The sequence below is a fragment of the Neomicrococcus aestuarii genome, assembly GCF_014201135.1.
Taxonomy (GTDB): Bacteria; Actinomycetota; Actinomycetes; order Actinomycetales; family Micrococcaceae; genus Neomicrococcus; species Neomicrococcus aestuarii.
The window spans coordinates 801,919-823,090 of record NZ_JACHDR010000001.1 but is presented as its reverse complement, the minus strand read 5'-3'; the positions used below and the strand labels follow the sequence as shown (position 1 = coordinate 823,090).

The window sequence follows — 21,172 nt, the reverse complement described above, 5'->3', positions numbered from 1 at the left end:
AACCGTTCCGCAAGGGGTTTTCTTGTGCTCGGGTCTGGGCGTCCACAAGAGGCGACACGCCGTGTCGCGACGACACGCCCACTAGTTTCATCTGTGTAATTCGAATACACAGCCTGTGGATAGAGACGCTTTGAAGGCCTTAAACCGCGCAAACTCGCGGGTGCTTCATCCACAGTGCTTGTGGACTAACTGTGGGTGAGGAATCACAATGGTGTAAGACATGATGTTGGGGTTGATCCGCGATGGCACCACTAGATGTAGTATTGAAACCAGTGAGGCGGGGAACCGCTCAACGAAATTTTTTAGCGTCAGATGTCGTTGTAATAGGTATCTGATGGGCCGGAAAGCGATCAAGGAGAAGGTCATGGCAGTAACGGTTTACACGAAGCCGGCATGCGTCCAGTGCAACGCGACGTACCGCGCGCTGGATAAGAAGGGCATCGAGTACAAGAGCGTTGACATCTCTGAAGATCCAGAGGCGTTGGAGCGCGTACGCGCTATGGGCTACATGCAGGCCCCAGTTGTCATCACGGACAACGATCACTGGTCCGGCTTCCGCCCAGACAAGATTGCAGAGATCAATGAGTCTGCAGCTGCAAGCTCCGTCGCATAACGAGCTCAACCTCCTGACCCCTTCCGAACGCCTCACCACGTCCCGGTTGGTCTACTTTTCCTCCATCTCGGAGAACACTAAAAGATTTGTAGACAAGCTGGGGCATGATGCGGCTCGAATCCCGCTGTATCCGAGTGAATCGCCGCTCGTCACCACAGCTCCCTTCGTCCTTCTGCTTCCCACATATGGGGGAGAAGACGGAAGGCATTCCATCCCGCCTCAAGTCATGAAATTTCTCAATGACGCCCGAAACCGCGAGAACATTCGCGGAGTCATCGGGGCGGGCAACACAAATTTTGGCACCGCCTATTGCCTTGCAGCTCGAAAGATCGCTGCCAAATTAGGAATCCCGGAGCTGTACCGCTTCGAACTCATGGGGACGCCGGATGACGTGCGTCGCGTTGATGAAGGATTGGAAGAATTTTGGAAACACCAGTAATGGACAGCAACACCATCACAGATCCGAAGGAGTTGCCGGCCGCGTATCGAGGTCTCGGATATCACGAGCTCAATGCGATGCTGAACCTTTACGATGCGCAGGGCAAGATCCAGTTCGGCGCGGACCAGGCTGCTGCACGCCAGTACTTCTTGCAGCACGTCAACAACAACACCGTGTTCTTCCACGATCTTGACGAGAAGCTCGAGTACCTCGTCAAGAACGACTACTACGAGCGGGAAACGCTCGATCAGTACACGATGAACTTCATCCGCGACCTCTACAAGCGCGCGTACCAGAAGAAGTTCCGCTTCGAGACCTTCTTGGGTGCATACAAGTTCTACACCTCTTACACCTTGAAGACGTTTGACGGAAAGCGCTACCTTGAGCGCTACGAAGATCGCGTCTGCATGGCTGCACTCCACTTGGCACGTGGCGACGAAGAACTCGCCATGAAGCTCGTCGAAGAAATTATTGACGGCCGTTTCCAGCCAGCAACTCCTACCTTCTTGAATGCCGGTAAGAAGCAGCGCGGCGAATTGGTTTCCTGCTTCTTGCTTCGTATTGAAGACAACATGGAATCGATTGCCCGATCCATCAACTCCGCACTGCAGCTCTCAAAGCGCGGCGGCGGTGTGGCACTGTCCCTCACGAATATCCGTGAGCACGGCGCCCCGATTAAGCAGATCGAAAACCAGTCATCCGGTGTTATCCCCGTGATGAAGCTTCTGGAAGATTCCTTCTCCTACGCTAACCAGCTCGGTGCGCGTCAGGGTGCCGGCGCCGTGTACTTGCACGCCCACCACCCAGACATCTACCGCTTCTTGGACACCAAGCGCGAAAACGCTGACGAGAAGATCCGTATCAAGACCCTCTCCTTGGGTGTTGTGATCCCGGATATCACGTTCGAGCTCGCCAAGAAGAACGAGGACATGTACTTGTTCTCGCCATACGACGTCGAACGCGTCTACGGCGTGCCTTTCTCTGACATCTCTGTCACGGAGAAGTACTACGAGATGGTGGATGACGCTCGCATCAAAAAGAGCAAGATCAACGCTCGCGAGTTTTTCCAGACCCTCGCCGAGATCCAATTCGAATCCGGTTACCCGTACATCATGTTCGAAGACACCGTGAACCGCGCCAACCCTATTGCTGGCCGCGTCACGATGTCCAACTTGTGCTCGGAAATCCTCCAGGTTTCCACTCCGTCTGTTCTCAACGAGGACCTGACCTACGGTGCCATCGGCAAGGACATCTCTTGCAACCTGGGCTCCATGAACATCGCTAAGACCATGGATTCACCTGACTTCGGTCAGTCCATCGAAACCGCGATTCGTGCGCTCACGGCTGTCTCTGACATGTCCTACATCAACTCGGTTCCATCCATTGCTGAGGGCAACGCCAAGAGTCACGCCATTGGTCTGGGCCAAATGAACCTGCACGGTTACCTTGCTCGCGAGCACGTTTACTACGGCTCCGAAGAAGGTATCGACTTCACGAACATCTACTTCTACACCGTGCTCTTCCACGCACTGCGCGCCTCCAACGCCATTGCTATTGAGCGTGGGGAAGTGTTCGGCGGATTCGAGAACTCCACCTACGCATCCGGTGAGTTCTTCGAGAAGTACGTGACCCAGGAATGGGCTCCACAGACGGACCGCGTGAAGGAACTCTTCGCCAACGTCACGATTCCTACCCAGGAAGACTGGCGTGCGCTGAAGGAATCCGTCATGAAGCACGGTATCTACAACCAGAACCTGCAGGCTGTCCCGCCAACCGGATCCATCTCTTACATCAACAACTCGACCTCGTCGATCCACCCTGTTGCCGCCAAGATTGAAATCCGCAAGGAAGGCAAGATCGGCCGCGTGTACTACCCGGCTCCGTACCTCACGAACGAGAACCTGGACTACTACCAGGACGCGTATGAGATCGGCTACGAGAAGATCATTGACACCTACGCTGCTGCTACCCAGCACATTGATCAGGGTCTGTCACTGACGTTGTTCTTCAAGGACACCGCCACCACCCGTGACATCAACAAGGCGCAGATCTACGCATGGCGTAAGGGCATCAAGACGCTCTACTACATCCGCTTGCGTCAGCTAGCACTTGAAGGCACTGAAGTGGAAGGTTGCGTCAGCTGCATGCTCTAAGCATGTGCCCCAGCGACTCAACCCATTCACCGCAACAGCACAAAGGGAAAATCAATGACCGAGAAAGTCAAGCTCTTGAACCACGTTGAGGCCATCAACTGGAACCGCATCCAGGATGACAAGGACGTGGAAGTCTGGAACCGTCTGGTCAACAACTTCTGGTTGCCAGAAAAGGTTCCGCTCTCCAACGACGTCCAGTCTTGGGCAACGTTGACTCCAGAAGAGCAGCAGCTCACCATGCGTGTGTTCACCGGACTTACCTTGTTGGACACCATTCAGGGCACCGTGGGTGCCGTGTCGCTGATTCCGGATGCGATCACCCCGCACGAGGAAGCCGTCTACACGAACATCGCGTTCATGGAGTCCGTCCACGCGAAGAGCTACTCGTCGATCTTCTCGACGTTGGCTAACACCAAGGACATTGACGCTGCATTCCGCTGGTCCGTAGAGAATGAGAACCTTCAGAAGAAGGCTCAGATTGTCACCGATTACTACTACGGCGACAACCCACTGAAAAAGAAGGTTGCCTCCACTTTGTTGGAGTCCTTCCTCTTCTACTCGGGCTTCTACCTGCCGATGTACTGGTCTTCACGAGCCAAGCTCACGAACACCGCCGACCTGATCCGCCTCATCATTCGAGACGAGGCCGTGCACGGTTACTACATTGGCTACAAGTACCAGAAGGGACTTGAGCAGGTCGACGAAGCGACCCGCCAGGAGCTCAAGGACTACACGTTCGAGCTGCTCTTCGAGCTCTACGAGAACGAAGTCCAGTACACCCACGATCTCTACGATCCAGTGGGCTTGAGCGAAGACGTCAAGAAGTTCTTGCACTACAACGCCAACAAGGCCCTCATGAACCTGGGCTACGAAGCGATGTTCCCGTCCTCGGTCACGGATGTGAATCCAGCGATCCTTTCGGCTTTGAGCCCGAACGCTGACGAGAACCACGACTTCTTCTCCGGTTCCGGATCCTCCTACGTGATCGGCAAGGCCGTGAACACTGAGGATGAGGACTGGGAGTTCTAGATCGTCCGGACTTTGGATTGGGTTTGAGCTGAATATTGCTCTGGACCCGCAACTCTAAGCGGGTCCAGAGCAATTCTGCTTAACCGAAGAGGCTATGTCCCTTTTAATTGATAATCAGGGCTGCGCGCAGTGCTTTGACCTGTTGTTGCCAAAAGTCTTTGACCACATTTGCATCAGGAAAAACTTGATCAAAGCCGTGGGTCGCGCCAGGAACAACAAACAACTCGCAAGGCACGCCCGCATCATTGAGCCGACGGGCGTACTCGATGTCCTCGACTCGGAAGAGATCGAGCGTGCCAACGCCAATCCATGCCGGCGGCAAGCCAGACAAGTCCTCGCGGCGGGCTGGTGCCGCATATTCGGAGACGCCTGGGCGACCAGGTTCCCCGCCGGTATAGGTGGTCCAGCCACGTTTATTTGCCTTCGCGGTCCACGCTCGGAGGTACTTTGAGGCTGCTTCTGGTTTGAGAACTGTTCGGTCGTCGAGCATCGGGTAGACCAATAGCTGAAAGACGGGCTGAATGCCGCCCTGATCAAGCGCATAGAGAGCTAGTGCGGCAGCCACACCGCCGCCTGCACTGGCGCCTCCCACGGCTATGCGCTCTGAATTGATTCCCCACTCTGAACCACGATCGGCAAGTGCTTTGAGGGCGACATAGCAGTCTTCAACTGAGGCGGGTGCAGGCGCGTCGGAGCCGAGGCGGTATCGGACAGCTGCGACAGCTATTCCGAGCTCACGCACAAACGCAATGTTGTTCCGGTCATCCTGCTCGGGAACACCGAACAGATGTCCGCCGCCATGCATCCACAACAGTGCTGGAATGGTTCCAGAGAACGTAGTCGGACGGAAGAGACGAATGGAAACGGTGGGGGACGGGACGATCTCATCAACCGTGGCGTCCGGACTTGGATCCAGTCCACGGGGCTTCCGGCTTCGGATGAACTTCACCATCAACTTGTTCGTGGGAACGCTCGGCATGAACCGGACACGTGCGAGTTCCGGGTGATAGGGGAAACGCGACACGATAAGTCCTTAGATAGTTATGGGGATGTCTGATTACTCGACGAAGACAGCTTCAACGCCGGAGGGCTTGAGCATTCCGGTGATCATGGCCTTGGTGTTCTCGGTGGCGCGGTCACGTAGTTCGGATTCTTCTGCTGCAGAAGCGATGCGAGTCTCGGCCATCTCAAAGAACTTTGATTGGTCTGGAGTGGAGAAGGCATCGGAGATGGCCTTCCCTACGCCACGTCGCTGGTCATAGATGTAGGAGTCTTTGACGTTGAGGTTCGGCTTATCCAGCTGCGCGGCGGGCACCCGAATCGTTGCCTTCTTGCCGTCCTCGGAGAGCTGATAACTCTCACCCGTCAAGCCGCCAAGGTCTACATACGCATTGACGGTACCTTTGGCGAGGAACAACGTGCGCTCGCCCGAGACGAAATCAGGCAACCAGGAAATACCGTTCTCCTGGGAATCGATGATCACTTCAAAGTTGCCGACGGCCGCGTGATACTGACTCATGTCCTGAATGGAAACCAGCAGCGATGGACGCTCAGGCTCTTTTGCTTCTGCCGCTGGGCGGAACGGATTGACGCCGAAGTAGTTGGCCGCCAGCAACGCCAGAAGGAGAGCAAGGGCTACCAAGCCAAACCCGTGCGAACCACGCCTTGAAGATTTTTCTTTCACTCGCTCATGCTAAAGCGTGAGTTGAAGGATTCATGTATTCGCGTAAAAGAACTCGGGCGTCGCCTCAGAGGCCTTTAGCCGGAGCCGCCCAGTTCGCCTGAGAGCTTTGCATGGAATCTTGAAGAGAACTCGTTCATTCCCACAAACTCAACGGTCTTTCCGTATCGCTGATACTTGGTCTCGATGGCATCGAGTGCCGCCACGGTGGATGCGTCCCAGACATGGGAACGTGAGAAATCGATAACCACGTGATCGGGATCTTCTGAGTAGCGGAACATCGTGGTCAGGTCATTGCTCGAAGCAAAGAGCAGCTGTCCTTTGACGGTGTAGGTAGCGACGTCCTGCCCGTCTCGCTCCACGACTGTCCGATCCACGGAGACCAAGTGCGCCACCCGGCGGACAAACATCACGCTGGCAACCATCACGCCGAAGATGACGCCGGCGGCCAGGTTATGAGTGAGGGCAACAACCAAAACGGTGGACAGCATGACCGCAGTCTCGCTCTTGGGCAATCGCTTCAGCGTGGATGGCGCAATGGAGTGCCACTCGAACGTCGTAATGCAGACCATGATCATGATGGCCACGAGAACAGCCATAGGGATCTGGGCAACGACATCGCCGAATGCCACCACAAGCACCAAAAGGAAGAAGCCAGCCAAGAACGTGGAGATGCGCGTCCGCGCACCGGAGACCTTCACGTTGATCATGGTTTGCCCAATCATCGCGCAGCCACCCATGCCGCCGAATGCGCCAGAGACAAGGTTCGCTACACCCTGGCCCCAGCTCTCTCGAGTCTTGTTGGAACGGGTATCCGTGATGTCATCAACCAGCTTGGCTGTCATGAGGGACTCCATGAGACCCACTAAAGCCATAGCGAGAGCGTACGGCGCAATGATCTGCAGCGTTTCAAAGGTCAGCGGAACCTGGGGAATGAAGATCTCGGGCAGGCTGCTGGGCAGATCGCCTTTGTCACCCACGCGCGGGACGTTGATGGCGAAGAGGATGACGGGCACGGTGACCAAGACGATGGCGAGGAGCGGCGCGGGAATGACGGTGGTGATACGCGGCATCAGAATCAGGATCACTAAAGAGACAGCAACCAGCGGATAAACCATCCACGGAACGTTAATGAGCTCCTTCAGCTGAGCAACGAACACCAGGATGGACAGCGCATTCACAAAGCCCACCATGACGCTGCGCGGTATGAACCGCATGAGCTTTGCAACGCCTAAGACGGCCAAGAGAATTTGAAAAACGCCTGCAAGCAACACGGTGGAGACGAAGTAGTCCATTCCGTAGTCCCGCATGACGGGCGCAATGACCAAGGCAACTGCGCCGGTAGCGGCGGAAATCATCGCAGGGCGTCCGCCAACGAAGGCAATGGTCACCGCCATGATGAAGGCTGAGAACAACCCCACCTTAGGATCCACTCCGGCGATGACGGAGAACGCAATCGCTTCGGGGATCAAAGCCAGCGCCACCACTAGTCCCGCAAGCACTTCGCGCGTCAACAGCCGCGGCGAGCGCAGCGCACTCATCACGGAATCGGCGGAGACTCGTGGCGTATGAGGCGCGATCGGCGAAGGCAAAGACGACATGTAGAGGCTCTCGGAGAGGTGGGAAAGACGCCTGGCTGCAAAGCAAACTGTTACAAAGACTTCGCTGCCAAGAAGATGGAGCACCTGACGTGCGCCGGAATCAATTTTAGGTCAGCGAGAGAGCCCAAAGAGGCGCAGATACAGCCCAAATTCACTGAGGCGCCCAGAATTGATATGTTGCAAGTGTGACTGCTACCACTACAGAACTTCCAGAACTCGCGGTTGGCCCATTCTTCTACGAAGACTTGGGCAATCACCGCTACCGCTCCACCGTCCACGCTCAAGGCGCTTGGAACGAACACGAACAGCACATGGGTCCAGCTACGGGCCTCCTTGTTCATGAGCTTGAGGCTTTCCAGCCCCGTGAAGACTTGCGGATGGCACGCGTGAGCTTGGACATTCTGGGAATCATCCACGGTGGCGAGTTTGAAGTGCAGACACGCATGATTCGCCCCGGCAAGACCATCGAGCTGATCGAAGCTGAGATGGTCAGTGGTGGTCGTACCGCAATCATCGCCAGAGCTTGGCGTTTGAAGACTGGCGATTCCACGCCTGTCGCCGCCCTCGAAGATGCATCCGTAGAGCACCCTGAAAATCTTCCAGAGTTCACGGGTATGCAGGTGTGGCCCGGTGGCTACATTCAGTCTCTAGAGTTCCGTCAAGAAGAGGGCCACCGTCCGGGCAAGGGCGTGGTGTGGCTGCGCAACCCGTACAAGATGGTTAGCTCGGACACCGTGACGTCTGACGTCGTGCGGCTCCTTGGCATGGTGGACACTGCCAACGGTGTGGCGCCGCGCGTTGAGCCAGGACCGGAGTCCTGGATATTCCCCAACGTGGATCTACAGATTCATATGCACCGGACGCCAGTCGGTGAATGGCTAGGACTCGAGGTCCAGCAAAGCTACGGCGATGACGGAATCGGCCTCACATCGGCAATCCTTCATGATGTCCACGGACCCTTTGGACGCAGCGAACAGATTCTCACGGTCCGCCCTATGCCGGGGTCAAAGTGGGCTAACGGGAATTAGGCAGCGAGGATAGATAGGACTTCAAGTCCGGCTTGTTCATTTCTTGGAATCCCGCGGCCAAGTACCGGTTGCGTAGGGAAGCCTCAGCCCGCCACAGGCTCAACCCCCGCTTGACGAGGAACGGCACTGGTTTGCGGCTTTCGGAAACGTCTCGCGCGAAGCGACGCAGCGCCGTCGTACTGGAAGGCTCCCTCACGTAAATTCCCTGCACTGGCACCTCTAATTGGCGCAACGGCTGCAGAATGCGGTCCGCGAAAATGCCTTCGGCGATGATGGGTCCGCCCGCGAGCTCCACTACTTCGGAGCCCACGTAGGAGGACGTCGAGATGTCATAGGCGGGCACCGTAGTGCGGCCGTTTTCGAGCAGTTCCATCATGGAATCGAGCGCGGTGGAATCGTTCCAGGTTTCGTGGTGGTCCCAGTCAATTTCGCCGTACGGGGTGCGCGGGAACGGACGGTGCGCGTCCTCCGCGATCTCCCGGTAGTAGTTGTCCAGCTGAATATGGGGTGCGCCAAAGCGTTCAGCGAGGTAGGACTTTCCGGAACCGGAAGGGCCGCCGAGGATAATAAATTGAACGCCACTGGACTCAGACACGTATTCCATTATGTCTTGCCCCCACCCTTCGTTTTAGGATCGACTCATGTCTGTCACCGTTGATCTTGATCTCCTTCGCGAAGAACCCAGTACTGATCCGGTGGCGGATTTAGCGCGCGGCATCGATTTGCTGAACGAGGTCAAGGGCGGCGAGCGCGGCGCCACGCTACGCATTTACCGGCCCTCACCCACGCTCGCTTTTGGGCAGCGTGACGTGCGCCTGCCCGGTTTCGAGGCGGCACGAATGGCCGCGTTGCGTCACGGTTTTGAGCCGGTGGTGCGCAAAGCGGGCGGACGCGCGGCTGCGTATCACCAGGGCACGCTCATCATCGATCACGTACAACCAGAGCCGGATGCGATGCTGGGCCACACGATCCGCTTCCAGGAGTTCGGGGCGCTCTTCGCGGACGCGCTGCGCTCCGTGGGCGTAGACGCCCACATTGGCGAGCTGCCCGGCGAATATTGCGCGGGCGAATACAGCGTCTATGGCACGTCTCATTCGGGTACCGCTAGCCAGTACGACGCCGCAGCTTCCGTTAAGTTGGTAGGCACCGCCCAGCGTGTGGTCACCGGGGCATGGCTGTTTACATCAGTTTTGGTGGTCACTGACAGTGCGCCGCTACGCAGTGTGTTGGACGAGGTGTATCAAGCCTTGGAGATTCCCATGGACCCTCGCACGGTGGGAGCCGTGGAGGATCTGGTTCCCGGGATGAGTGTGGACGCCGTGACGGAATCGCTCTTAAACACGTATCGAGGCTCCGGAAAGTGGAACCTCGATACGTAGTGCTGTGATTAGCAGCGGTGGTTAGTGTCTGCGACTCTAGTAACCCCGGCTCTAGTGACCCCGCGCGATCCATTCTTGAAGGTGCGGCTTCTCGGCGCCGATGCTCGTGTCATCGCCGTGACCCGTGCACACGCGCGTGGTGTCCGGGAGTGTGAGGAGCTTTTCGCGGATGGACTCGATGATGGTGCCGAAGTCGCTGTAGGAGCGGCCTGTGGCGCCTGGTCCGCCGTTGAACAACGTGTCGCCGGAGAACACCGTGTCCAAGTCCTTCGCATAGAAGCACGTGGATCCGGGGGAGTGACCCGGCGTGTAGATGGCATTGAGCGTGATGCCGGCGATCGGGAACTCTTCGCCGTCCACAATCTCGTGATCCGGTGCCTGATCTGGGAAGACTGCGTCCCAGAGCATGCGGTCCGCTGGGTTCAAGTGCAGTGGTGCGTGGACCAGCTGTGCGAACTCCTGCGCATAGCGGATGTGGTCATCGTGGCCGTGGGTCAGCAGGACGGCAACTACCGTGCGCTCACCCACCTTCTCCGCGATAGCCTGCGGGTTGTGGGCCGGGTCAATGACGATCACCTTGGAGTCGTCGCCGACGATCCACACGTTGTTATCGACGTCCCACGTTCCGCCGTCAAGGGAGAACGTTCCGGACGTAACGAGGTTTTCGATGCGTGCGCTCATGCGATTTCCACCACCGAGCGAAGCACCGTGCCGTCGTGCATCTTCTGGAAAGCGTCTTCAATCTGGTCCAAGGAGATGCGCTCGGTAACGAATGCGTCCAAGTCCAGCCGGCCCAAGCGGTACTGGTCTACCAGCATCTTGAAATCGCGGGATGGGAGGCAGTCTCCGTACCACGAGGACTTGAGGGAACCGCCGCGACCGAAGACGTCCAGCAGTGGCAATTCGAGGGTCATCTCCGGGGTAGGAACACCCACCAGCACTACGCGGCCAGCAAGGTCGCGAGCGTAGAAGGCCTGCTTGAAAGTCTCCGGGCGGCCCACGGCGTCGATCACAACGTCGGCGCCGAAACCGTTGGTGAGGTCCTGAATGGCCTTCACGGGATCGGATTCCTTGGAGTTCACACCGTGGGTAGCGCCGAGCTTCACAGCCTGGTCAATCTTGTTCTGGTCAATGTCCACTGCGATGATGGTGGTGGCGCCAGCAAGCTTGGCACCCATGATCGCGGCAATACCCACGCCGCCACAGCCGATGACAGCTACGGACTCGCCGCGCTTAACCTCACCGGTGTTGATAGCGGAGCCGATACCAGCCATGATGCCGCAGCCCAACAAGCCAACGGCGGCGGGGTCGACGTCGTCATCAATCTTGGTGCACTGACCGGCAGCAACCAGCGTCTTCTCCGCGAAGGAACCAATGCCCAACGCAGGGGAAAGCTCCGTGCCATCCTCGAGAGTCATCTTCTGGGTGGCGTTAGCGGTATTGAAGCAGTACTGCGGCTGGCCCTTCTGGCATGCACGGCACTCGCCACACACAGCGCGCCAGTTGAGGATCACGCGATCGCCCACCTTGACGTTGGTGACGTTCTCGCCGATCTGGGAAACGACTGCAGTGGACTCGTGGCCCAAGAGGTACGGGTAATCGTTACCGATTCCACCCAGCTTGTAGTGAAGGTCCGTATGGCAAACACCGCAGGTTAATACGTCAACAACAACTTCGCCTGGACCTGGATCCGGAATGATGATGTTCTCGACGACCACTGGGGCGTCTTTGGCCTTCACAACAACAGCTCGTACGGTTTGTGGCACTTTTTCTCCTCTAATGGGAACGCTCCGGCAACGGTTGGTCACTGTCGCTTCGCGTTCGGCTACACAGTGGGGTGTATACGTTCCAGTCAATCACGAGCGCCCGAGGTGAGGTGACCTCTTGCTACTTTGTGTCACTCTTTAAGCATGTGTGGACGGTATGTCATGGCTCGGGCCATCGGTGACTTGGTAGCGCTCGCGGAAGCCGAAGCGGATGAGAATCTGGAATTTCGCCAATCGTGGAATGTTGCACCCACAACTGATGTGCCCATCGTGTTAGAACGTCTGGTGGATGACAAGATGAGCCGCCGCATCGAGGTGGCTCGCTGGGGACTGATTCCCGGGTGGGCCAAAGATTCATCCGTGGGCGTGCGGGCTTTCAACGCGCGCAGCGAGACCATCATCGAGAAGCCCACGTTCCGTTCCGCCATCAAGGCCAAGCGCTGTGCTGTCCCCGTGGATGGCTATTACGAATGGCTCAAGCCAGATACGCCCAAGGGCAAGAAGCGGCCGTTCTACATTCACCCGGCCGACGATTCGATGATCTTCTTCGCAGGAATCTACGAATGGTGGAAAGACAAGTCCGCCGAAGCCGTTGAAGGCGAAGAAGCCTGGGTGCTCTCCTGCAGCATCATGACCATGGCCTCTCCGGCTGTCGATGATCCTGATCCCGTGCTTGCCGAGCTGGGGCAGCTCCATGACCGCTTGCCTGTGCCTCTCGGCGCTGAGGCACTGACGGAGTGGCTGAACCCGGAGAACAAGGATGCGGCAGCCATGGTTGATCTGGCCACCAGTCAGGCGTTTGAGGTGGCTTCCACGTGGAACCTGCGAGAGGTAGGTCCTGCGGTGGGCAACGTGCGCAACAACGGCCCTGAGCTGGTGGAGCCACTCCAGAGTTTGTTCTCTTAACGTTTGGCAGAAAGCGCGTGGTTGAAGGCGCGGGTTATTCGGTACTAGAAGCTACGTAGTTTTGCGTATGGCTAGCCGGAACGCGGCGGAGTTGACTTGATGTGTCCGCAATTCATGCGGACGAACGTCGCCTCACTGGAGAAAAATGTTCACGCCACATCGCCGCAAAATGATGCTAGCTGGTGCTAGCGCAACCTTCGTCGCCGCTTTGGCTTTCGCCCCATCTGCTTCAGCTCACGAGTGTTTTAAGAAGAGCTGGACTGATGCCGCTTACGCTCGAGCGCTTGAGAGCGACCACTACATGTCACTGGCAGTCCTCGCGGATCAATTCATCGTCGCGTCGGTTGCTCCTGATTGTGTGGGCGTTCTTGACTATGAGAGCTTGTGGGCTTCTTGGATGGAGGAGAACGGCATCTCGCACGTGCCGTTGGTCTGGTTCAAGGAAAACCCGGAGCAAACTTTCAAAGCTTGGGAGAACGAAAAGGGTAATTCTGGTCCGGGACTGTTGGGAAGTGGCAACGACACCGCCGCTCTCGGCTATCTGGGCAACCACATTCCTACCCTGGAATCCACCATTGGTGCTGGTCTTGAGGCTGCCGTTGGTGCCGGCCTCTGCGAGTTCCCTGGGGTGTAGCTCACTGACGAGCGGTTGGGGGGTCCGGCAGCTCGAGCAGTCCCATAGATTGGGCGCGTAAGACAGCTGAGAGGCGATCTTGCGCGCCCAATTTTCTGTAGAGATGTTCTTGATGTTTGTGCACCGTGCGGGGAGAGATCGCCAAGCGTGCCGCGATGCCAGTGGCGGTTTTCCCTTGAGCAATCATCTCTAAGATCAGCGTTTCGCGTGTAGTGAGCCGTAGCTCCGCATCATGGGCCGAGTCGGCCGCTGGCCTCATCTCGTGCAACAGCCGAAGGTGGGATTCCAATCCAACGATCAACCGTTGGATTTCGCGCGCATCGTCGATGTTTCTTTGGCTAAACGGCACCTCGCTGACGAGTCCATACGAGGTGGTGTAGTTCTGAGTGACTACCGGCAAGGACAAGTGATGACGTCCCAAGTGGTATTCCTCGAAGAGGTCTCTGGCGGTTTGAGTCATCGTTTGCCCGCGGTGCGTTACCTCGCTCAGCAAGCTCGGCTCGAGGTGGTGCGGATCCATATGAAATCGGGTCAGTGGATGATGCGGCGCCACGTGCTGTACCGCGAGATCCCAGTGAGGATCGCGGCTGAAGGAACGAGCTTCTTCAATGACGGAGGGGGCTTCAGTGACAGAGGGTAACTGTGCGGTGGCGTTTCTCCAGCTCACCCGGGCACCCATGAAGACATGGAAAGTCTCCGCCAGACCAGTGGTGAGGTAGTCCATGGCCTGCGCGGGATGGGGTGTAGCAAGTATGTCGGCTGCGGTGTCAAACCACGCGCGCCGGATGTTGCGATCCACAAGTTCCTGCCCGTAAAAGCGTGTGCTTTTTCGCCAGATTCTACTTTTCTCGAGGATTTTTCTCTAGAGACAGGGGCACTTCAGTTCTAAGTGTCAGGGGTGTTTTATAGCCTCTATGGAGTCGAACAAACATTCGATACACTAGAGAGTGACCGCCCATCGCTTCCCGGGGCGGGAACTTCCCACAAACGCCGAGAGGGCTCACGCTCGGCACCGTGACGGAGGTTTTAATGGGGCTTTTTACGCAGTCTGTCGAGGTCGAATGCACCGCGGCCGGACAGCCGCTGCGCGTGCGGTGGCAAGGTCGGGAGTACCGTCTTGCCGCTGAGCCTGTGCGCTGGTTTGAACGCCGCAAGTGGTGGGCCGAAGACGTGCGCGCTGAACGCGAACGCGGCGCCGGAATGGTGGACCACGAAATCTGGCGACTTCAAGTCCGCTTAGCAGGGCGCGGCCCCCTTCAAACACTCGAACTCAGCCACCACGTAGAAACAGGCCGGTGGCGTCTCATCCAAGTAGGTGACGCCGCCCTCCGGCAAACGGCATGAGTTTCACACACCTTCACGTCTCCACCGCCTACAGCGCCCACTACGGGGTGTCATGGCCCAAGGATCTCGCAGCGGCGGCCGCATCTCACGGTGCGGACGCTCTCGCGTGCACGGACCGGGACGGCCTCTACGGTTCCATCAAGCACCTCAAAGCCTGCATCGAACATGGCCTGGACCCCATCCTCGGGGTAGACCTTGCCCTCATTGAAGATCAAGAAATCCGCACGCCGCACGGAACCCACGCGGTGCCTACGGTGGTGGGCCGCGTCGTCGTACTGGCAAAGGGACACAGCGCAGGAGCCGGGTATCGCGCGCTGTGCCGCACGGTCTCCGCCGCGCACCAGGACAGCGGGGCCGGTTCCAGCCGGACGCGGCCCGTGGGGGTGCGCTTAGAGGAGCTCGCGCGGCTGTCCCAAAATGACGACGGCGCAGCGGTGCTTGCGGTGCTCGTAGGGCCCCGGTCAGATGTGGGTCAGGCCGCGCAACGGCGTCAGTACGGGCGCGCTCGCAGCCTGTTGCAGCGGTGGAAATCGCTCATGCCCGCCGGAAGCGTGTTCGTGGAAGCGGTGTCCCATCTGAGCCGACCGGGGGAGAAGCTCAGCACCGCCCACGCCGTTCGCATGATCAAAGCCGCCCGCCAAGTAGGGGTTCCGTACGTGCTCAGCAACGCCGTGCGCTACCTCGACGTGGAAGGAGCCGCTACCGCGGACGTACTCGACGCCGCCCGCACCCTCACCTCACTCGACACCCTGCCGGAGAGCCAACCCAACGGCCAAGGCTGGCTCAAAACGCCCGCCGAAATGAAACAGATTGCCCGGGAGATCGGTCGCGAAATCACGGACGCCTCCGGGGTGGCCAGCACCCTGCTCAGTACCACGGAAGCGCTCGCAGACTGGTGCCGCATAGACCCTGTGACCGATTGCGGGTACGGCATTCCCGTGGTCCCGGAAGCGCACGTCATCGGGATTACAGGGGACCCCAACCGGGAGCTCGCGGCGCGCTGCGAAGCCGGCATCACCAAGTTCTTCCCACCGCACGCCGGCGCTCAGGTGTTCGGCAAGCGTGGGCGCGTGGAGCTGCGCGAACGCCTCGACGAAGAACTCTCCGTGATCCAGGATCTGGGCTTCGCGTCCTACTTTTTGACGGTCGCCGAGGTCACCAAAATGATCTCGGGCATGGGGGTGCGCACCGCCGCCCGCGGATCCGGTGCGTCCAGCCTGGTCAACTACCTCACCGGCATCAGCCACGTGAACCCGCTCATGCACGAACTCTTGTTCGAACGCTTCCTCTCGCGGGATCGCAGCTCGCTGCCGGATATTGACGTGGACGTGGAAAGCGCGCGCCGCCACGACGTCTACCACCAGATTTTCAAGCGTTTCGGCGCCGAACGCACCTCACTTATGAGCATGCAAAACGGGTACCGGGCGCGCGGCGCCGTCCGCGATGCAGGACTGGCGTTAGGGATGCCGGAACCGGAAGTGGATGCCATCGCCAAACAAATGTGGCGTTTCTCCGCCTCAAGCTTCCGCGAAGCCATGGAACGCATGCCGGAACTCAAAGGCTTCTCCGAGCGCGTGGAATCCGGCCGCCAACGCGGTAACCAACAGCTGGATCTGCTGGTTGATCTGACCGAGCGCCTGGACCGGTTGCCGCGCCACATTTCCATGCACCCGTGCGGCGTGATCCTCGGGGACGCAACCTTGCTGGACCGCACCCCGGTGGAAGCCTCCGGGATGGGACTGCCCATGAGCCAGTTCGACAAACATGACATGGACCCCATGGGCATGCTCAAACTCGACGTCCTCGGCGTGCGCATGCAATCCGCGATCGCCTACACCCTCGACGAAATCCAGCGCATCCACGGCACGGGCGAGGCCGTGGCTCAAGCTGGTGCGCACGGGGACGCGGACTACGTGGGTGCTGACGGGCGGATTGCGTTAGAGAAGGTCCCGTACGACGACCCCGCTACCTTCGAGCTCATTCGCTCCACTCACACACTGGGTTGCTTTCAGATCGAATCCCCGGGACAGCGCGAACTCATCGGCAAGCTCGCGCCGTGGGAGTTCAACGACCTCATCATCGACATTTCCCTGTTCCGGCCCGGCCCCATGCAATCGGACATGGTGCGGCCCTTCCTCGAGCAGCGCCACGGATTCCGCGAAGCCGTATACCCGCACCCGGATCTGGAACCCGTGCTTGCGGAAACGCACGGAGTCACGGTGTTCCACGAACAAGTGCTGCGCATGATGCATGTGATGACCGATTGCGGTCTCGCGAAAGCGGACGTGTACCGGCGGCTGCTCGGGAATCCAAAAGCAGAGCCACGCGTGGAATCTTTCTTCCGCGAACACGCTCTCGCCAAGGGGTACCCGCTCACCGTGATCGACAAAGTGTGGCAAACCCTCCACGCTTTTGGCAGCTTCGGCTTTTGCAAAGCGCACGGAGCGGCCTTCGCCGTACCCACCTACCACTCGGCGTGGCTCAAAGCCCACCACCCCGAAGCGTTCCTCGCCGCCCTCTGGGAACACGATCCCGGCATGTACCCGCGCCGGCTCCTGGTGGCCGAAGCCCGACGCATGGGCATCCCCATCCTGCCCATCGACGTCAACCGCAGCACCTCACACTTCCGCGTAGAACGCGTAGGACCCGAAGGAACAGATGGCCGCGGCAAGGACGCAGGCAAGCTCGGAATCCGTATGGCTCTGTCCGTCGTGCACGGACTGAGCGAGGTAGAAGTCAAACGCCTCGAAGCCCACCAGCCGTATACCTCGGTAGCTGACGTGCGAGACCGTGCCCGGCCCACCCGCACCAACCTGCGTCGCCTCGCCGAACTCGGTGCTCTGGACCGCTTCAACACCAAAGCGCGGGTCAGCCGTACCGACCTAGTGCATCACCTCGACATGCTGCGCCGCCCCATCAGAGGCAAAAAGGTCCCCGTCCTGGAAGGACAAATGCCGCTGCCCTTTGAAGAAGACGTCGAAACCTCCAACCTCACGCCCGTGTTCCCCGAACCCACCCCAGACCAGAAAGTCCGCACCGAACTAGACCTCACAGAAATCGACGTCTCCGCACACCTCATGGACTCCCACCGCGAACTCCTCGAGGCCTACGGCATCACCTATGCCAAAGACCTGCTCAGTCTGCGCTCGCAGACACGCGTGCTGGTGGCCGGAGTGCGCGTGGCCACCCAGACTCCACCCATGCGCAGTGGTAAGCGCGTGGTGTTCATTAGCCTCGATGACGGCACCGGTTGCGTGGACGCGTCCTTCTTCACGGAAGCCCAACACCAAAGCGGCGAAATGCTGTTCTCCACCAGGCTCATGCTGATCGAGGGCACCACGCGGCGTACCGGTCCGCGGGCTGTCTCCCTGCAAGCCATCAGGGCGTGGAACATGCATCAGCCAGAGACGCTGCCGCCCGTGACGTACCTGAAGGACACCGAGGAACAGTACTGGCAAGAGCGCCGCGAGAGCGCTCGGCGTTTCCGGGAAGAAAAGAACCAAGAACGCAAGAGCGAACTGGCCCGCGCACTGGCCGGAACCAGAGCTGGCACACCGGGAAGCGTCAAGGAGATCCCGCACCATGACACGGGGTGGCCGGTGCGGGGGATTGAGGCTACGGAGCATGCGCCGTCGTCGTCCTCAAAACCGTACTTCCCACCCGTGCCGGTACCGCACCCGGACACGTGGGAACTCATGCCAACCCCCAACCGCTAGCAACCCATTTCACCCACACCGCCACGAGCACCCACAGTGCACCGCCACCGCCTCGATTTCCCGTAGAATCGTGAGCGGCTGGCTGTGATCAAGGTACGTCACAAGCTATGAAGCCGATCACGAAAAGAGGAATACGTGTCTGAGCAAATCTCGATCGTCGTCGACGGGCAAGAGCAACAAGTCGACGCCGGCACCACCGGAGCACAACTGTTTTTTGAACAGCGAGAGGTGGTGGTGATGCGAGTCGACGGTACCCTTCAAGATCTCAGCCGTGAACTCGTAGCAGGCACAACCGTTGAATCCGTGACCATTGATTCCGAAGACGGCCTCAATGTACTGCGCCACTCCACCGCGCACGTCATGGCGCAAGCCGTGCAGCAGTTGCGCCCGGATGCCAAGCTGGGCATCGGCCCGTACATCAAGGACGGCTTCTACTTCGACTTCGACGTTGCCGAGCCATTCACGCCCGAGGATCTGAAGACCCTCGAGAAGATGATGCTCAAGATCGTCAACCAGAACCAGCAGTTCCGCCGCCGCGTGGTCACGGAAGAGCAAGCTCGCGAAGAGATGGCCAACGAGCCCTACAAGCTGGAGCTACTCAACAAGTCCAACGAAGCGGACACCGCCGGTGAAGGCGTGAGCGTTGAAGTTGGCGCTGGCGACATCACCATTTACGACAACGTGGACCGCAAGTCCGGCGACGCCGTCTGGTGCGATCTCTGCCGCGGCCCACACCTGCAAAACACCAAGATCATCTCCAACGCTTTCGCGCTCACGCGTTCGGCTGCCGCCTACTGGCTGGGCAGCGAGAAGAACAAGCAGCTGCAGCGCATTTACGGCACGGCCTGGCCCACCAAGGAAGACCTCAAAGCCTACCAAGAGCGTCTTGCCGAGGCTGAGCGTCGCGACCACCGCAAACTCGGCGCCGAGCTGGACCTGTTCTCCTTCCCTGATGAGTTGGGCTCCGGTCTGCCGGTGTTCCACCCCAAGGGCGGCATCATCCGTAAGTCCATGGAGGACTACTCGCGCCAGCGCCACACTGAGGCTGGCTACGAGTTCGTGTACACGCCTCACATCACCAAGGGCCACCTGTACGAGATCTCCGGACACTTGGACTGGTACAAGGACGGAATGTTCCCGGCCATGCACGTGGACGAGGAACTCAACGAAGACGGCACGGTGCGCAAGCCGGGTCAGGATTACTACCTGAAGCCCATGAACTGCCCCATGCACAACCTCATCTTCGACTCCCGCGGCCGCTCCTACCGCGAGCTTCCACTGCGCTTGTTCGAATTCGGTAGCGTCTACCGCTATGAGAAGTCCGGCGTGGTCCACGGTCTGACGCGCGTGCGCGGCATGACACAGGACGACGCCCACATCTACTGCACCAAGGACCAGATGAAGGACGAGCTCACCTCGACCCTCAACTTCGTCCTCGGCCTGCTCAAGGATTACGGACTGGATGACTTCTACTTGGAGCTCTCCACGAAGGACCCTGAGAAGTACGTGGGTGGAGACGAGATCTGGGAAGAGGCGACCCGCACCCTTGCAGAGGTTGCGGAAGCGTCCGGACTTGAGCTGGTTCCGGATCCAGGTGGAGCCGCGTTCTACGGACCGAAGATCTCCGTGCAGGCGCGCGACGCCATTGGTCGTACTTGGCAGATGTCCACCATTCAGTTGGACTTCAACTTGCCGGAGCGCTTCAACCTCGAGTACCAGGCTGCAGACGGAACCCGTCAGCGTCCGGTCATGATTCACCGTGCACTGTTCGGTTCCGTGGAGCGCTTCATGGGCGTTTTGACCGAGCACTACGCGGGCGCTTTCCCAGCATGGTTGGCTCCGGTTCAGGTGGTAGGCATTCCGGTGGCGGAAGCGTTCAACGATTACATGCAGGGCATCTTGGATGAGCTCAAGAAGCGCGGCATCCGCGTTGAGGGCGATTACTCCACGGATCGTTTCCCGAAGAAGATCCGCAACGCGTCCAAGGACAAGATCCCGTTCGTGCTCATCGCCGGTGGCGACGATGCCGAAGCGAACGCCGTGTCCTTCCGTTACCGCGACGGCAGCCAGGACAATGGCGTGCCCGTTGAGGAAGCGATCGAGCGCATCGTTGCTGCGGTCCAGTCCCGTTCCTTGCAGGACGGTCCGGCTCGCACTTCGGAGGACGACGACGCCGCTGCGGTTACGCCAGCATCTTCCGGAGACTTGGCTGAGGCAGCAACCGCGGATGCGGTAGCGAGCTCGGCTGCGGTCGAGTCCTAAGCGACTCATTAGCGGAAGCTGATCATCAGTAGCAATGTGGGTGGGGAGTTCAGGAAGGATGAACACGTGACGAGTGCACAGGATCAAGAAGCAACGGACGATTTCGAATCTGCCGGGGTGCCTGACTCGTTCGGTCGTCTCTGGACTCCCTACCGCATGGCCTACATCAAGGGCGGTCAGGACCAGGTCAAGGGTGAGGACGATTGCCCGTTCTGCGCAGCCCCTGGCCGCACCGACGAAGAAGGTCTCATTGTTTACCGCGGTGAACACGCGTACGCGCTCCTAAACCTCTTCCCGTACAACCCCGGTCACCTTTTGGTGTGCCCGTACCGCCACGTGGCGGACTATACGGACCTCACGCCTGAAGAGACCGTGGAGATCGCCCAGATCACCCAGAAGGCCATGACGGTGATCCGTTCGGTATCCCATCCTCACGGCTTCAACTTGGGAATGAACCAGGGCGCCTCCGGTGGTGCGGGCATCGCCGCTCACCTGCACCAGCATGTGGTGCCGCGCTGGAACGGGGACGCTAACTTTTTCCCGATCATCGCCAAAACCAAGGCCATTCCGGCCACGTTGGGCGAAGTGCGTCAACAAATTGCTGAGGCGTGGGACTAAGAC

General features: G+C 59.0%; 19 protein-coding genes. 12 read left to right on the top strand and 7 right to left on the bottom strand.

Features of this window, described 5'->3' with window-relative positions; genetic code table 11:
* The first annotated feature begins 364 nt into the window (after nt 1–364).
* Genes nrdH through nrdF form a run of 4 tightly spaced genes read left to right on the top strand, consistent with a single transcriptional unit; the run spans nt 365 to nt 4,234 of the window.
* The gene (gene nrdH, locus HD598_RS03630; protein WP_071893492.1) at nt 365–613 is read left to right on the top strand and encodes a glutaredoxin-like protein NrdH; all 249 of its coding nucleotides are present in this window, start codon (nt 365–367) and stop codon (nt 611–613) included.
* On the top strand, nt 582–1,052 hold the full coding sequence (gene nrdI, locus HD598_RS03625; RefSeq protein WP_183663884.1) for a class Ib ribonucleoside-diphosphate reductase assembly flavoprotein NrdI: 471 nt from the start codon (nt 582–584) through the stop codon (nt 1,050–1,052). The genes nrdH and nrdI overlap by 32 nt, the downstream gene beginning before the upstream one ends.
* Nucleotides 1,052–3,205: a class 1b ribonucleoside-diphosphate reductase subunit alpha gene (gene nrdE, locus HD598_RS03620; RefSeq protein WP_183666556.1), complete on the top strand. Its 2,154-nt coding sequence runs from the start codon at nt 1,052–1,054 to the stop codon at nt 3,203–3,205. Before nrdI ends, nrdE begins: the two co-directional genes overlap by 1 nt.
* A 54-nt stretch (nt 3,206–3,259) precedes the next feature.
* Nucleotides 3,260–4,234, top strand: coding sequence for a class 1b ribonucleoside-diphosphate reductase subunit beta (nrdF, locus tag HD598_RS03615; protein WP_071893493.1), 975 nt, complete (start codon nt 3,260–3,262; stop codon nt 4,232–4,234).
* Nucleotides 4,235–4,337: 103 nt separating this feature from the next.
* Here the strand turns inward: nrdF and HD598_RS03610 are convergent, their stop codons facing one another.
* The 3 genes from HD598_RS03610 to HD598_RS03600 all read right to left on the bottom strand — a co-directional run bounded on the left by HD598_RS03610 (nt 4,338) and on the right by HD598_RS03600 (nt 7,516).
* Nucleotides 4,338–5,258, bottom strand: coding sequence for an alpha/beta hydrolase fold domain-containing protein (locus HD598_RS03610; protein ID WP_221244587.1), 921 nt, complete (start codon nt 5,256–5,258; stop codon nt 4,338–4,340).
* Between the two features lie 33 nt (nt 5,259–5,291).
* A complete protein-coding gene (locus HD598_RS03605; protein ID WP_183663882.1) occupies nt 5,292–5,918 on the bottom strand; it encodes a DUF4230 domain-containing protein in 627 nt (208 codons plus the stop codon).
* A 74-nt stretch (nt 5,919–5,992) separates the two neighbouring features.
* Complete coding sequence (locus tag HD598_RS03600) at nt 5,993–7,516, bottom strand: SulP family inorganic anion transporter (RefSeq protein ID WP_183663880.1); 1,524 nt, start codon at nt 7,514–7,516, stop codon at nt 5,993–5,995.
* 185 nt (nt 7,517–7,701) lie between these two features.
* Here HD598_RS03600 and HD598_RS03595 point away from each other — a divergent pair, with 185 nt between their 5' ends.
* The gene (locus HD598_RS03595; protein WP_183663878.1) at nt 7,702–8,544 is read left to right on the top strand and encodes a thioesterase family protein; all 843 of its coding nucleotides are present in this window, start codon (nt 7,702–7,704) and stop codon (nt 8,542–8,544) included.
* Here the strand turns inward: HD598_RS03595 and HD598_RS03590 are convergent.
* Nucleotides 8,531–9,148: a uridine kinase family protein gene (locus tag HD598_RS03590; protein WP_183663876.1), complete on the bottom strand. Its 618-nt coding sequence runs from the start codon at nt 9,146–9,148 to the stop codon at nt 8,531–8,533. The two genes, HD598_RS03595 and HD598_RS03590, sit on opposite strands and share 14 nt — an antisense overlap.
* A 37-nt stretch (nt 9,149–9,185) precedes the next feature.
* Between HD598_RS03590 and HD598_RS03585 the strand changes: the two genes are divergently transcribed.
* Nucleotides 9,186–9,923, top strand: a complete 738-nt coding sequence (locus HD598_RS03585; RefSeq protein ID WP_183663874.1) for a lipoate--protein ligase family protein — start codon at nt 9,186–9,188, stop codon at nt 9,921–9,923.
* 51 nt (nt 9,924–9,974) lie between these two features.
* On the opposite strand, the gene HD598_RS03580 is transcribed toward HD598_RS03585, so the two are convergent.
* Entirely contained in the window at nt 9,975–10,604 is a 630-nt protein-coding gene (locus tag HD598_RS03580) for an MBL fold metallo-hydrolase (RefSeq protein ID WP_183663872.1), read from the bottom strand.
* Complete coding sequence (locus tag HD598_RS03575) at nt 10,601–11,689, bottom strand: S-(hydroxymethyl)mycothiol dehydrogenase (RefSeq protein WP_183663870.1); 1,089 nt, start codon at nt 11,687–11,689, stop codon at nt 10,601–10,603. The genes HD598_RS03580 and HD598_RS03575 overlap by 4 nt, the downstream gene beginning before the upstream one ends.
* 144 nt (nt 11,690–11,833) lie before the next feature.
* Between HD598_RS03575 and HD598_RS03570 the strand changes: the two genes are divergently transcribed.
* Both HD598_RS03570 and HD598_RS03565 read left to right on the top strand, forming a co-directional pair.
* Nucleotides 11,834–12,595, top strand: coding sequence for an SOS response-associated peptidase (locus HD598_RS03570; RefSeq protein ID WP_183663868.1), 762 nt, complete (start codon nt 11,834–11,836; stop codon nt 12,593–12,595).
* 145 nt (nt 12,596–12,740) lie between these two features.
* On the top strand, nt 12,741–13,229 hold the full coding sequence (locus HD598_RS03565; protein ID WP_183663866.1) for a hypothetical protein: 489 nt from the start codon (nt 12,741–12,743) through the stop codon (nt 13,227–13,229).
* A gap of 1 nt (nt 13,230) precedes the next feature.
* Here the strand turns inward: HD598_RS03565 and HD598_RS13710 are convergent, their stop codons facing one another.
* A complete protein-coding gene (locus tag HD598_RS13710) occupies nt 13,231–14,028 on the bottom strand; it encodes a response regulator transcription factor (RefSeq protein ID WP_221244585.1) in 798 nt (265 codons plus the stop codon).
* 230 nt (nt 14,029–14,258) lie between these two features.
* On the opposite strand from HD598_RS13710, the gene HD598_RS03555 reads away from it, so the two are divergent.
* The 4 genes from HD598_RS03555 (at nt 14,259) to HD598_RS03540 (ending at nt 21,169) form a co-directional block, all read left to right on the top strand.
* A complete protein-coding gene (locus HD598_RS03555; RefSeq protein ID WP_071893505.1) occupies nt 14,259–14,573 on the top strand; it encodes a hypothetical protein in 315 nt (104 codons plus the stop codon).
* A complete protein-coding gene (locus HD598_RS03550) occupies nt 14,570–18,289 on the top strand; it encodes a DNA polymerase III subunit alpha (protein WP_183663864.1) in 3,720 nt (1,239 codons plus the stop codon). The genes HD598_RS03555 and HD598_RS03550 overlap by 4 nt, the downstream gene beginning before the upstream one ends.
* Before the next feature lie 135 nt (nt 18,290–18,424).
* Nucleotides 18,425–20,551 carry a threonine--tRNA ligase gene (thrS, locus tag HD598_RS03545; protein ID WP_183663862.1) on the top strand — a complete coding sequence of 709 codons (2,127 nt, stop codon included), beginning with the start codon at nt 18,425–18,427 and terminating at the stop codon, nt 20,549–20,551.
* A 66-nt stretch (nt 20,552–20,617) separates the two neighbouring features.
* Entirely contained in the window at nt 20,618–21,169 is a 552-nt protein-coding gene (locus HD598_RS03540) for an HIT family protein (protein WP_311538940.1), read from the top strand.
* The last annotated feature ends 3 nt before the right edge of the window (nt 21,170–21,172 follow it).